At 72.8% G+C, this 12,487-nt stretch carries 15 protein-coding genes; 5 read left to right on the forward strand and 10 right to left on the reverse strand.

What is annotated here, in order from left to right:
- Positions 1 to 4 precede the first annotated feature (4 nt).
- Positions 5 to 175: a hypothetical protein gene (locus tag ACIBHY_RS08745; RefSeq protein WP_184968326.1), complete on the forward strand. Its 171-nt coding sequence runs from the start codon at positions 5 to 7 to the stop codon at positions 173 to 175.
- A gap of 101 nt (positions 176 to 276) precedes the next feature.
- Positions 277 to 1,140 carry an aminoglycoside phosphotransferase family protein gene (locus ACIBHY_RS08750; RefSeq protein WP_397249914.1) on the forward strand — a complete coding sequence of 288 codons (864 nt, stop codon included), beginning with the start codon at positions 277 to 279 and terminating at the stop codon, positions 1,138 to 1,140.
- Here the strand turns inward: ACIBHY_RS08750 and ACIBHY_RS08755 are convergent.
- On the reverse strand, positions 1,130 to 1,828 hold the full coding sequence (locus tag ACIBHY_RS08755) for a hypothetical protein (protein ID WP_397249912.1): 699 nt from the start codon (positions 1,826 to 1,828) through the stop codon (positions 1,130 to 1,132). The genes ACIBHY_RS08750 and ACIBHY_RS08755 overlap by 11 nt on opposite strands.
- 70 nt (positions 1,829 to 1,898) lie before the next feature.
- Between ACIBHY_RS08755 and ACIBHY_RS08760 the strand changes: the two genes are divergently transcribed.
- Entirely contained in the window at positions 1,899 to 2,768 is an 870-nt protein-coding gene (locus ACIBHY_RS08760; RefSeq protein WP_397306336.1) for a LysR family transcriptional regulator, read from the forward strand.
- A 118-nt stretch (positions 2,769 to 2,886) separates the two neighbouring features.
- Here the strand turns inward: ACIBHY_RS08760 and ACIBHY_RS08765 are convergent, their stop codons facing one another.
- From ACIBHY_RS08765 to ACIBHY_RS08780, 4 genes are read right to left on the reverse strand one after another with little or no spacing between them, the layout of a single operon-like run.
- On the reverse strand, positions 2,887 to 4,308 hold the full coding sequence (locus ACIBHY_RS08765; RefSeq protein WP_397306337.1) for an RNB domain-containing ribonuclease: 1,422 nt from the start codon (positions 4,306 to 4,308) through the stop codon (positions 2,887 to 2,889).
- 15 nt (positions 4,309 to 4,323) lie between these two features.
- A complete protein-coding gene (locus ACIBHY_RS08770) occupies positions 4,324 to 5,151 on the reverse strand; it encodes a carbohydrate ABC transporter permease (RefSeq protein ID WP_397249906.1) in 828 nt (275 codons plus the stop codon).
- A complete protein-coding gene (locus tag ACIBHY_RS08775; RefSeq protein WP_397306338.1) occupies positions 5,152 to 6,030 on the reverse strand; it encodes a carbohydrate ABC transporter permease in 879 nt (292 codons plus the stop codon).
- A complete protein-coding gene (locus ACIBHY_RS08780) occupies positions 6,027 to 7,304 on the reverse strand; it encodes an ABC transporter substrate-binding protein (RefSeq protein ID WP_397306339.1) in 1,278 nt (425 codons plus the stop codon). Before ACIBHY_RS08780 ends, ACIBHY_RS08775 begins: the two co-directional genes overlap by 4 nt.
- Before the next feature lie 85 nt (positions 7,305 to 7,389).
- On the opposite strand from ACIBHY_RS08780, the gene ACIBHY_RS08785 reads away from it, so the two are divergent.
- Positions 7,390 to 8,415 (forward strand): LacI family DNA-binding transcriptional regulator, encoded by a 1,026-nt coding sequence (locus tag ACIBHY_RS08785; protein WP_379623593.1) that lies wholly within the window; start codon positions 7,390 to 7,392, stop codon positions 8,413 to 8,415.
- Here the strand turns inward: ACIBHY_RS08785 and ACIBHY_RS08790 are convergent.
- The 4 genes from ACIBHY_RS08790 to ACIBHY_RS08805 form a co-directional block, all read right to left on the reverse strand.
- Complete coding sequence (locus tag ACIBHY_RS08790) at positions 8,402 to 9,499, reverse strand: hypothetical protein (protein WP_397306340.1); 1,098 nt, start codon at positions 9,497 to 9,499, stop codon at positions 8,402 to 8,404. The genes ACIBHY_RS08785 and ACIBHY_RS08790 overlap by 14 nt on opposite strands.
- 36 nt (positions 9,500 to 9,535) lie before the next feature.
- A complete protein-coding gene (locus ACIBHY_RS08795) occupies positions 9,536 to 9,808 on the reverse strand; it encodes a helix-turn-helix domain-containing protein (protein WP_397306341.1) in 273 nt (90 codons plus the stop codon).
- The gene (locus tag ACIBHY_RS08800; protein WP_397306342.1) at positions 9,808 to 10,428 is read right to left on the reverse strand and encodes a DUF2975 domain-containing protein; all 621 of its coding nucleotides are present in this window, start codon (positions 10,426 to 10,428) and stop codon (positions 9,808 to 9,810) included. The genes ACIBHY_RS08795 and ACIBHY_RS08800 overlap by 1 nt, the downstream gene beginning before the upstream one ends.
- Before the next feature lie 72 nt (positions 10,429 to 10,500).
- Complete coding sequence (locus ACIBHY_RS08805; RefSeq protein WP_397249894.1) at positions 10,501 to 10,713, reverse strand: hypothetical protein; 213 nt, start codon at positions 10,711 to 10,713, stop codon at positions 10,501 to 10,503.
- 190 nt (positions 10,714 to 10,903) lie between these two features.
- Between ACIBHY_RS08805 and ACIBHY_RS08810 the strand changes: the two genes are divergently transcribed.
- The gene (locus ACIBHY_RS08810) at positions 10,904 to 11,662 is read left to right on the forward strand and encodes an SAM-dependent methyltransferase (RefSeq protein ID WP_397306343.1); all 759 of its coding nucleotides are present in this window, start codon (positions 10,904 to 10,906) and stop codon (positions 11,660 to 11,662) included.
- Between the two features lie 69 nt (positions 11,663 to 11,731).
- On the opposite strand, the gene ACIBHY_RS08815 is transcribed toward ACIBHY_RS08810, so the two are convergent.
- Entirely contained in the window at positions 11,732 to 12,475 is a 744-nt protein-coding gene (locus ACIBHY_RS08815) for a class I SAM-dependent methyltransferase (RefSeq protein ID WP_397306344.1), read from the reverse strand.
- Between the last annotated feature and the right edge of the window lie 12 nt (positions 12,476 to 12,487).

A 12,487-nucleotide genomic window follows, 5' to 3' on the forward strand; every position in this document is an offset into this window, starting at 1 on the left:
TGAGATGTTCGCCCTCGTCGCCGCCCTGCTGTTCCTCCTCGCCCTGATCTTCGAGATCGCCAACGTGGCCGTCGGCGGCGTGATCACCGTCGCCACGCTCGGCACCGCCGGCCTGCTCTGCGTCGCCCTGCACCTCATGGGCGTAGGCGCCGGCTGGAGCCCCATGAAGAAGTGACCCCGGCCCTCCCACGGCGAGCCGCACACGTCCCGGTGTGCGGCTCGCCCGGTTTGCGGCGAGAATCACGGGCAGCATCCCGTGATCGCCAGGAGGGCTCTTTGCCGCTCAGACCCCACATCGACGCCGCGCTGGCCAGACGGCTGGTGGACAGCCAGTTCCCGCAGTGGGCCGGGCTTCCGCTCGCCCTCGTGGACCCGGGCGGCTCCGACCACATGATCTACCGGCTGGGCGAGGAACTCGCCGTACGGCTGCCGCGCCACACCGGCGCCATCGAGCAGGCGGCCAAGGAACTGGAGTGGCTGCCCCGCCTCGCCCCCCACCTGCCGCTGGCCATCCCGGTGCCGGTCGCGGTGGGCCGGCCGGACTTCGGCTACCCCTGGCCGTGGGGGGTCGCGCGCTGGCTGGAGGGCGAGGTCGCCACGGTGGAGGCGCTGGCCGACTCCGGCGAGGCCGCGGCGGAACTGGCCGCGTTCCTGCTGGCGCTCCAGGGCTTCGCCGCCGTCCCCGAGAGCGAACTGTCGGCAGAGTCGCTGGCCGCCCGCGACCGCTCGACCCGCGCGGCGATCGCGCGGGCGGACGGCGCCTTCGACGGCGCGGCCATGACCGCGCTGTGGGAGGAGGCGCTGGCGGCGCCGGAGTGGGGACGCGATCCGGTGTGGTTCCACGGCGACTTCCACACCGGCAACCTGCTGACCGTCGGCGGCCGGCTCAGCGCGGTCATCGACTTCGGCGGTCTCGGCGCCGGCGACCCGGCCTGCGACCTGACGATCGCCTACACCCTGATGTCGCCCGCCGGCCGCACCGCCTTCCGCGCGGCCCTGGACGTGGACGAGGCCACCTGGCTGAGGGGACGGGGCTGGGCGCTCACCACCGGCCTGAACGCCTACGACGCCTACGCCGCGGTCAACCCCCGGGTCGCCGAGCAGACCACCCGCCAGATCACCCAGGCCCTCACCGGCTGAGCGCGGCCGCCGCCCGGACGGCGACCGCCGCGGCGAAGGCCGAGATGACCGGATGCGGCCGGGACCCCTCGCCCGACAGCTCCGGCTGGAACAACGTGCCCAGGAAGAACGGGTGGCCGGGGATCTCCGCCACCCGCACCGACCCGTCCTCGGCCCGGCCGGTGAAGGCGAGCCCGCCCGCGCTCAGCAGCGCCTCGTGCCCGGGGTCCAGCCCGTAGGAGCAGTTGTACGCGGCCAGGGCCGAAGGCGCGCCGATCACCCGCTCGGCCAGCGAGCCGGGCGTCAGCAGGACCAGGCTCTCGTGCCCGGCCAGCGAGCACCGCAGCGGCGTCAGCAGGAACCGCCGGCCGTCCGGGTCGTTCTCGGCGTGCGCGACGTCCAGGCCGCACACGCCGCGCGCGAACTCCAGCAGCGCGTGCTGGAAGCCGCCGCACGTGCCGAGGAAGGGTATGCCGTGCTCACGGGCTGTGCGGACGGCGTTGACCGCGCCCTCCTCGCTGGCGTAGGGGCTGCCGGGCAGCACCCAGATGCCGTCGAAGCCCTCCAGGCCGGACACGGCCTCGGGCGTGGGGATCCAGTAGGCGTCGAGGGCGAGGCCGTCGCGCTCGCGCAGGGACTCGAGGATCCGGGGTACGCGGGCGTGGGCCCGCACGCTGGGCGAACGGTCGGCGACCAGGGCGATTCTCATGGCCATCAGCCTGCCCGGCCCGTGGGGATAAGGCCAACGACAGTTCCTGGTGTTCTGATAAGAATTGCTGATGGACTCGCGCCTGCTCCGCACACTCGTCCGCGTGGCCGGCCTGGGGTCGTTCTCGGCCGCCGCCGAGGAGCTCGGCTACACCCAGTCCGCCGTCTCCCAGCAGATCGCCGCGCTGGAGGCCGACCTGGGACTGCCGCTGCTGCGCCGGCGCCCGGTCGAGCTGACCGAGGCGGGCGCGCGGCTGCTGGAGCACGCCGGGCCGCTGCTGCTGCGCATCGACGCCGCCCGCGCCGACGTGCGGCGTACCGCCGCCGCGCCCGCCCACCAGCTCACGGTGGCCGCCACGCCGCTGGCCGTCACGCCCGGCATCGCGGCACGGCTGGCGCGCGCCCGCGCCGCCCAGCCCCGCCTGCACGTCGAGCTGAGGACCGCGAGCCGGGACGGCGTGGCCGTCGAGGTCGCCGCCGGCCGCGCCGAACTGGGCCTGGCCGACGGCATCACCGCGCCCAGCGACCCGCTGCGGCTGCCCGACGCCGGGCCGATGAGCGCGCTCGGCGTGGCCGAGGAGGACCTGGTCGTCGCGCTGCCCTGCGGGCACCCGCTGGCCGGGCGCGCGGGGCTGCGGCTGGGCGACCTGGTGGACGCGGTCTGGCTCCAGACCTCGCTGTGCCCGCTGGAACGGCTGCGCGACCTGCTCGGCGACGGCTTCAGGCAGGGCCTGGCCTACACCGGCGACGACGTGCACACGGTGCTCAACCTTGTCAGGGCCGGGCACGGGCTCACGTTGCTGCCCGCGTCGGTGGGGGAGGGGGTGCCGCTGCTGGGGCCGCGGCTGGTGCACCGGGTCGAGCTGCTGCACGCCTGGCTGCCCCCGGGCCCCGCCGCCGAGGTACGCGACGCCTTGACGCCCTCTCCCGCGCCCGCCTGACACCCCGAGCCGCCGGGCTCCACAGGGTGCGGGCCAGGTCGCTGAAGGGCTACCACACGGAGAACCTCGGCCGGAGATCGAGACGCGTGGCCTCGTCAAAGTGCGTGGGGGCAGCGCCTCAGGGGAGGGTAAAGCGGATTTCGCGGGTCGCCGGGTCGGCCTTGGCGAGCCGTACCGTGACGCGCTCGCCCAGCGGCAGGGCGCCGTCGCAGCGGGCGATCACGGCGGGCTCCACGAGCTGGACCTGGCCGCCGGTGCCGCGTTCGTCCACGTCGATCACGACCGCGGGGAAGTCCTGGCCGATGCGCTCGCGCAGCAGGAAGGCCTCCACCAGATCCACGCAGGCCCGTTCCACGCCGCCCGCGCGCCGCCCGGTCGCCGCCATGACCTCGGGCAGTTCGGGCAGCGCCGCGCGTATCGCGTCGGGGATCGGCTCGCCCGCCGCCACCGCCAGGCACACCTCGGTGGCGTAGCGGTCCACCAGGCGCCGCAGCGGCGCGGTCACGTGCGCGTACGGCGCCGCCACCGCGGAGTGCTCGGCCAGCGCGGGCGGCTCGCCGTCGAAGGCCACGTAGCCGGACCCGCGCAGCAGCACCTTCGACTCCTGCAGGAACGCCGCCTGCTGCGGATTCTTGGGGTCGAGGCCGTGCACGACCGAGCCGTAGGAGGCGCCGTCGGGCCAGGGAACGTCCAGCGCCCGCGCCACCCGGCGCACCTTGGCCAGGTCGGCGGGCCGCGGCGGCGGCAGCACCCGGAGCACGCCGACCTCGGCGTCCAGCATCATGGTGGCGGCCGCCATGCCGGTCAGCAGGGAGATCTGGGCGTTCCACGCCTCGGCGGGCAGCGGGATGCGGAACTCCAGGCGGTAGCCGTCACCGGCGGCGACGACCTCCTGCTCGGGCGTCGGCAGCGTGACGCCGCCGCGCTCGCGCTCCAGTTCCAGGCGCAGCCGGCCGATCTCCTCCAGGAGCGCGAGGGTGCCGTCGGCGGCGCCGGTGTCGGCGGCGGCCTGCACGTAGGCGTAGTCGAGGCGCTCGCGGCTGCGGACCAGGGCCCGCTGGACGTCGGCGCCGACCATGCGGCCCTCGGTGTCGAGGTCGATCTGCCACACCGCGGCCGGGCGGGTGGTGCCGGGCAGCAGGCTGGCGGCTCCCTCCGACAGCACCGGCGGATGCAGCGGGACTTTGCCGTCGGGCAGGTAGACGGTCTCGCCCCTGGCGTGGGCCTCGGTGTCGAGCGCGCCGCCGGGCCGTACGAAGGAGGCGACGTCGGCGATCGCGTACCACACGCGGAAACCGTCGCGCCGGCGCTCCAGGTGGACGGCCTGGTCGAGGTCCATCGACCCGGGCGGGTCGATGGTGACGAACGGCAGGTCCGTGAGGTCCTTGCGTTCACCGTGGCCCGCGTCCGCGGCCTGCTCGGCCTCCCGGAGCGCGGCCGGCGCGAACGCCTCCGGCAGCTTCAGTTCCCGCCTGATCCGCTCGAACCCCTCGTCCAGCCGGGCCGGGACCTCGCCGTGCACGCGAATCTTGGTCGTCACAGGGCAAACCTACCCTCACCCCTTGATGGCGCCCTCCTCGACACCGCGGAAGAAGAAGCGCTGCGCCACGCCGAAGACGACCGCGATCGGCAGAAACGCGATCATGGTTCCGGCCGCGATGAGCCGTGGGTCGGAGCTGAAGGCGCCGCTGAGGTACTGCAGGCCGACCGTCAGCGTGTACTTCTCCGGATTGGTCAGCACGATCAGCGGCCACAGGAAGTCGTCCCAGGCGCCGATGAACGAGAAGATCACCACCACGCTGAGCATGCCCTTGACGTTCGGCAGCCCGATGCGGACGAAGCGCTGCCACGCGTCGGCGCCGTCGATGATCGCCGCCTCGTCCATCTCGTCCGGGATCGCGGCGAACGCGGTCCGCATGAGCAGCACGTTGAGCATCGCGATCGCGCCGGGCAGCGCCACGCCGAGCAGGGTGTCGGCCAGGCCCATGCCGCGCACGGTGACGTACTGGGAGATGATCGTCACCTCGCCCGGCAGGATGAGCGTGCCCAGCGTGAGCCCCAGCAGCAGCTTCACGCCGCGGAAGCGCAGCCTGGCCAGCGCGTACCCGGCCAGCGTGGCGCCGACGGCGTTGCCGGTCACGGCCATGGCGGCCACGATCAGCGAGTTGGCGATGTAGGACCACACGGGGATGCTGTCGGCGACCCGCGCGTAGTTGTTCAGCGTGGGCTGCTGCGGCAGGAAGGCCGGGATCTCGGTGAAGATGTCCTCCCCGCTGCCCTTGAGCGAGGTGGACAGCATCCACGCGAACGGGCCCACGGTCAGCACGAGCACCAGCAGGAGCAGCGCGTAGCGCAGCACGTTCTCCCCGGTGAAGCCGCGCATCTACGCCGCCTTCCTGTTGAGCCGCAGCAGCACGAGCATCGGGCCGACCGTGACCACGAACAGCACGAGGCTGAGCATCGAGGCGTACCCCAGATGGCCGGTGAAGCCGCGGGAGTACATCTGGATGAGCATCACGACCGACATGTCCTGGCCGCCGGGGCCGCCGGTGCCGTTCGAGAGCACGTAGAGCTCGGAGAAGACCCGCAGCGCCGAGACCGAGATCAGCACCGACACCAGCAGCATCGTGTTGCGCACGCCCGGCACCGTGATCGACCAGAAGCGGCGCACCGCCCCCGCCCCGTCGACCGCCGCGGCCTCGTGCAGCTCGCGCCGCACGTTTCCCAGCGCCGACAGGTAGATGACCATGTAGTAGCCCATGCCCTTCCAGATCGTCAGGCTGATCGCGCTGAGCAGCAGCAGCCACCGGTCGGTCAGGAACGGCAGCGGCTCGGCGATCACCCCGAGCCACTGCGCGAAGCCGTTGACCAGCCCGCGGTCCTCCAGCAGCCACTCCCAGATCAGCGCCACCACCACCGCGGAGGCCACCACCGGCGTGTAGAAGGTGGTGCGGAAGAACGTGATCCCGGGCAGTTTCTTCTCCACCAGCACGGCCAGCAGCAACGGCGTCAGCGTCAGCACCGGCAGGCAGACCAGCATGTAGATCACGCTGTTGAGCAGGGCGGTGGCGAGCTGGTCGTCGTTCAGCGCCCGGCCGAGGTTGGCCAGCCCGGTGAAGTGGCCGCCGCCCAGCGGCTTGGCGTTGGTGAAGGCCAGCACCACCGTGTTGAACGCCGGCCACAGGTTGAACACCACCAGCCACACCAGGCCGGGCGCGGCGAACAACCACGGGGTGAACCGGCCCTGGAAGGTCCTGATCACTGCTGGAGCAGCTCGTCGGCCTTGGCCACGGCGGTGTCCAGGGCCTGCTTGGAGGTGGTGCCCCCGCTGATCGCCAGCGAGAACTGCTGCTTGACGACCTTGGAGATGGCCTCGCCCACCTCGACCGGCTGCAGCATCTTCGCCTCGGGCAGCGACGCGAACGCCGTCACCTTGGCGTCGCCGCCGTTGGTGCCGTCGCTCTTGCTGAAGAACGGGTCGCCGGCCGAGGCCTTGGTGCTCGGGAAGATGGAGGTCAGGTGCGCGAAGGCCGCCTGGTTGTCCGGGCTGGTCACCCAGCGGGCCAGCGCCGTCGCCGCGGCCGGGTTCTTGCTCTTGGCCGAGACCGACACGCCCTGCACGTACAGGGGCGGGGTGCCGAACGCCTTGCTGGAGGCCACCTTGGGCGCCATCGACGGGTTGTCCACGGCCAGGGAGGAGATGAAGTTGCCGCCGGCCGTCGTCCAGGCCACCTTGCCCTCGGTGAACAGCTTGGCGTTGCCGGCGTAGTCGTCGGTCAGCACGTCCTTGGGCAGCAGGCCCTCCTTGAACGCCTCCCGGTAGCGGTCGAGCACCGCCACGGCCTCGGGGGTGTTGAAGGTGAAGCTCTTGCCGTCGTCGCTCATGACCTTCACGCCGGCGTTGGTCAGGTCGCCCAGCTCCGGCTTGCGGCTCATCAGGTACACCTTGCCGCCGGATTTGTCCCTGAGGATGCGGGCCTGCTCGATGAGCTCGTCCAGGCTCGCCGGCGGCTTGGCCGGGTCGAGGCCGTGCTTCTTCATCAGCTCGGCGTTCCAGTAGTTGACGTCGGTGTTGAGGTACCACGGGTAGCCGTAGACGCCGTCGAGCCCGGCGAAGCGGTAGGCGGCCAGGCCGCCCTCGACGTAGTCGGCCAGGGCGGCGGTGTCGGACCTGCCGATGTCGGCCAGCATGCCCTGGCGGGCCAGCGGCAGCGCGAAGTCCGGCGGAAGGTTCGTCACGTCGGGCAGCGTGCCGCTCGCGGCCTGGCTGAGCACCTTGTCGGCGTATCCTTCGCCGGGCTGGTCCAGCCATTCCACCTCGGTACCGGGATACTTCTTCTCGAAGGAATCGATGACACCCTGGACGTAGTCGGTGAACTTCGGCTTCAACGACCAGGTCTGCAGCGAGACCTTCCCCGTGATCGCGCCGCTCGCGCTCGCCGCGGGGCCGTTCGCGGGGGTCTCGGCGGAACCGAGCCCGCAGCCCGCGAGCATCAGGACCGTCGCCGTGGTCAGCGCTGTTAAGGGGAAGCGCATGGTGCACTCTCCTGCCGGGTTGCTAAACCGCTTCAGTTTTCGGGACTATCTACCCGCTGTACTTATCGTGTCAAGGGGAGGGGCCGTGGGACGGCCGACGATCGACGACATCGCGCGCAAGGTCGGGGTGTCCAGGGGCGCGGTGTCGTTCGCGCTCAATGGGCGCCCTGGCGTCAGCGAGGAGACCCGCGCCCGCATCCTCGCGGCGGCGGAGGAGATGAACTGGAGCCCGCACAGCGCCGCCAGGGCGCTGGGCGGCGCGCGGGCGCAGGCGGCCGGCCTGGTGATCGCCCGGCCCGCGCGCACGATCGGCGTCGAGCCGTTCTTCGCCCACCTGCTGTCGGGCCTGCAGGCGGGCCTGTCGGCGCGGGGCGTGGCGCTGCACCTGCTCGTCGTGGAGGACACCGCCGCCGAGATCGAGGTCTACCGCGGCTGGGCCCGCGAGCACCGCGTCGACGGCTTCATCCTGGTCGACCTGCAGGTGTCCGACCCGCGCATCGCGGTCATCGAGGAACTGGGCGTGCCCGCGGTGGTGCTGGGCGGACCCGGCAGGCACGGCACGCTGTCCAGCGTGTGGGCCGACGACCGCGAGGCCATGCTGTCGATCGCCGACTACCTGGCCGCCCTCGGTCACACCCGCGTCGCCCACGTGGCCGGGCTGCCCGGCTTCCGCCACACCCAGCGCCGCATCCGCGCCTTGCGCGACGCCTCCCGGCGGCTCGGGCTCGCCGAGGTGCTGTCGGTGCCCACCGACTTCAGCGACGCCGAGGGCGCCGCGGCCACCCGCTCGCTGCTGTCGCGCGCCACGCGCCCGTCGGCGATCGTCTACGACTCCGACGTGATGGCGGTGGCCGGGCTCGGAGTGGCCGCCGAGATGGGCGTCAAGGTGCCGCGGGAGCTGTCCATCGTGGCCTTCGACGACTCGGTGCTCAACCGCATCGTGCACCCCGCGCTGACGGCGCTCTCGCGCGACACGTTCACGCTGGGGGAGAAGGTGGCCGAGACCCTGCTGGAGACGCTGGAGGAGCCGTCGCGGCCGCGCGACGTCAAGACGCCGACGCCGCGCCTGACCGTCCGCGAGAGCACGGCCCCGGCCGCTAAAGGGGTTTAGTTACGGTACGGCGGCGCACCCAGTAGGCGTAGACGGCGGCGGCCAGGAGCGGCCCCCACACCGGGCAGGGGAACAACACCACGAACAGCACCCCGTCCAGCCAGGCGCTGTTCTGGACCGCGCCCGCCAGCACCCCCGGCGCCGACACGCACAGCGCCGCCGCCCCCGCCGTTCCCGCCCCGACCGCCGCCCTGACCGGCACCTCGCGCCCGCCCACCACGGGCAGCCACCGCGGGAACACCTCGCCCCACCGGCTGATCAGCCCGAACGTCAGCACCACCGCCGCCAGGGAGCCCAGGCCGATCAGGAAGCCCTGCAGCCTGGTCGCCGCGTCCATCCCGGAGATGAGCACCACCATCCGGTCGGTGCGCGGGTCGAACCCGAACAACGGCCACGGAGTCGCCCACGAGATCCGCGCCAGCGCGTACGGCGCGGCGCCGAGCGCGGCCAGCACGGTCACCACCCGCCCCCACCGCCGTGGCCCCGCGACGGCGGCGGAGACGGGACGCAGCGCCGCGAGCGCCACCCACGCCCACCCGGCGGCCCCCGCCGCCATGCCCCACGACCACGCGATCCTGACCCCGAAGTCGCCGAACCCCTTGCCCAGGTTCCCCAGATAGCCGGCGACCGGCCCCGCGTCGACCAGCCCGGTCGCCGGCCCCGCCACCGCCGCCGCGACCAGGGCGGCAGCGGCGTACCCCGCCGGATGCCGCCGCAGGCACCCCACCACGATCAGCCCGAGCAGCGCGGCGGCCGACAGCGGGATCAGCGCGTACCCGAGCGAGGACAGGACGGCCGCGTCCGACATCACCAGCAGGAAGAACGCCGCCTCCAGCACCGCCCCGGCCGACGCCGGCCCGGGCCATGACCGCCGGACGGCCGTCAGCAGCAGCCCGAGAGCACCGGAGGCCAGCAGCAGCGCGGCGCCGGGGCCGCGCTCGATCCAGTGGTTGACGCCCACGGTGACGCGGCTGGCCGCGCCGTAGGGGTAGGAGCCGGGGACGGCCAGCCACAGCGCGCCGACGGCCAGGGCGGCCAGCGAGATCACGACCGCGCACGCCCACGGCCTGGTGAGGTTCTGCATGGTCCCGAGCCTGTCGCGCACGCCGCGGCCCGGTGATCACCCCGCCGGGCGATCCGCCTCCCCCTCACGGGGGAGCCGGTTGTGCGGGGTGTGGGTGAGCAGGTCGCCGGGCTGGCAGCCGAGGACCTCGCAGATCTTGGTGAGCGTGGTGAACCTGATGGCCTTGGCTCTGCCGTTCTTCAGGATGGACAGGTTGACGACGGTCACCCCCACGCGGTCGGCGAGGTCGGTGAGAGTCATGCCGCGCTCGGTCAGCAGCCGGTCGAGATGGACGCTGATGGCGTTGGTGTCGGCCTCGGCCGGCGACATCACACCGTGCCTTCGAGGTCGTCGCGCATGCGCACGCCGTCGCGCAGGACGCTCGCCACGGCCAGCAGGCCCAGGCCGAGGAGAGGGACGGCCAGCGAGGCGTTCGCCGGGCCGTAGAAGGACTCATTCCGCGCGAGTGTGTCCAGCAGCCGCATCATCGCGAAGTGTTCGAGCTGAGGAGCCAGCAGGCCGCCGATCAGCAGACACCAGCCGAGCAGACGTACCTGGCCGACGACCCGCGGCAGATAGACCCCCTGGCGGGCCCGCCACAGCAGCCGCCACACCAGGAAGAAGGCCACGGCCGTCACCAGGAAGGTCGGTACGGTGGTGAGGGCCTGCCAGATGTACTGGACGGTGCCGGGGGAGCCCGTGAAGAACTCGACGGACCCGGCGGAGACGTGGACGCCCGGCAGGGCGCCCTGCGTGAAGGCGGGGTGGCCGTCGAGGCTGATGCCGAAGCCGTGGGGGGATCGGGCGACGGCGAGCCGGCTGCCCAGGCCGAAGAGCCCGGCCTGGGAGTAGAGGACCATGCCGGTGATCGCGCCGGTCGCGGCGACGAGGAGCGCGAAGATCGCGGGGCGTCGCGCCCTGCCGAGGACGCTGGGCTGTGCGGTGGCCATCAGACTCTCCTGGACATATCGTTTTTCGATGTTATCGAAAAACGATAGCATCGAAAAACGATATGGCAAGGGCTAGCCCGGGAAGCGCTTCGCCCTCTCGATGCAGTCCGGGCAGACGGGCAGGTCCACCGAGCGGGCGACGGCCTCCGGCGTGGCCGGGCGCAGGGAGGCCAGGACGGTGAGGCCCGGCGGCAGGCCGGTCTCCGGATCGACCAGGAAGGTCTCGACCTCCGCCGGATCGAAGCTGAACTCCCGCTTGCACCCGTAACAGCGACCCGTCTCCACCTGTCCAGCGTAGGGCCGCGGCCTGTAGCCTGGACGGGAGATGTTCCCGCCGGGCGCCGCCCGGCCGATCACGAGAAGGCGATGCCATGGTCGCCCCCCGGTCACTCCGGGGCGGACGGACAGGTGTCCTCGCCATGCCCCGGGTCACGCAGCCCGTTTTCGCATTCTCCTGATCTGGAGCATTCACGAAATGTCGCATGACTCCCTGTCCGCGTGGTACGCGGACTTCTTCACCGAGCTGCCCAACGCCTTCTGGCGCGCGGCCGTACCCGAGGAACTGACCGGCGACGAGGTCGCCTTCGTCGTCCGCGCTGCCGGGCTCCGTCCCGGCTCCCGGGTGCTGGACGTGCCCTGCGGCAGCGGGCGGCACGCGCTCGAACTGGCCCGGCGCGGCTGCCGGGTCACCGGGCTCGACGTCTCGGCCGAGGCCGTCGCCCACGCCCGGGCCGCGGCCGAGGCCGAAGGGCTCGACCTCGACCTGCGCCGGGGCGACATGCGGGCGCTGCCCGCCGACGTCCGGGCCGAGGCGGTCATCTGCATGGGCAACTCCTTCGGCTACCTGGAACACGCCGCCACGCGGGAGTTCCTGGCCGGGCTGGCCGCGCTCGTCGTGCCCGGCGGCGCGCTCGTCCTGGACTACGGGTTCGTGGCCGAGTCGCTGCTTCCCGGCCTGAGCCTGGAGGAGGAGCCGATGACCTTCGGCGGCGTCGAGGCGGTCTCGGTCAACGAGTACGACGTGGCCGCCGGCCGCTGGCTCACCTCGTTCACCTTCCGCAGGGGCGAGCAGGAGCACCGCGGGACCTCGGTGCAGCACGTGTACACCGCGGCCGAGGTCGTCCGGCTGGTCACCGAGGCCGGGTTCACCGGTGCCGGGCTGTACGGCGGGCCTGACGGCACGCCGTACCGGCTGGGCAGTCCCAGGCTGCTCCTGGTGGCACGGCGGCCTTAGGCTCCGGGGCCGCGCCCGCCGGCCGGGCGGGCGCGGCTCATCGCGACGGCCGGCGCGGGCGGGCAGGGCTCACTCCGACGGCGGGAGGCGGTACACCGACACGTGCGAACGCGACTCGGCGGTGAACTCGGACCCCGACCAGTCGGCGTGCCTGCTCTCCAGCTCGAACCCGGCCAGCTGCCCCATCAGGTCGAGCTCGCCCGGCCAGATGTAGCGGTGCGGGCTGCGGAACACCCGGCCCCGCCCGTCCTCGCCGAACCTGAAGTGGTGGGAGACGATCTGCTGCCCCAGCACGTCGTAGGTGTCCAGGCCGATGTAGCCGGGCTCGTGGTGCCAGACGGTCGCCTGCCTGCCCGGCGGCAGCGTGCGCAGCTCGGGCACCCACAGCTCGATCACGAACCGGCCGCCCGGCGAGAGGTGGCGGGCGGCGTTGCGGAAGCACGCCACCTGCCCGGCCTGGGTGAGCAGGTTGGAGATCGTGTTGTAGACGAGGTAGACGAGCGAGAACTCCCCGGGGGCCGTCGCGGCCGACATGTCCCCGGTGATCACGGGGATCGCCGCCTCGTCCGCCTTCGTCCGCAACTGCTCGATCATCGGCCGCGACAGCTCGATGCCGGTGACCGCCACCCCCCGCTCGGCCAGCGGCAGGGCGACGCGGCCCGTCCCGATCGCGAACTCCAGCGCCCGCCCGCCGCCCGCGAGCTCCGCGAGCCGGTCCACGGCCGGCTTCAGGACCTCGGGCGCGAACATGCCGGTCCCCGGCGTGTCATAGCCGCGCGCGGCGTCCTCGTCCCAGATCTCTTCCTGTCGCATGCCGCCAACGAT

This window comes from Nonomuraea sp. NPDC050547 (genome assembly GCF_044457345.1).
GTDB lineage: Bacteria > Actinomycetota > Actinomycetes > Streptosporangiales > Streptosporangiaceae > Nonomuraea.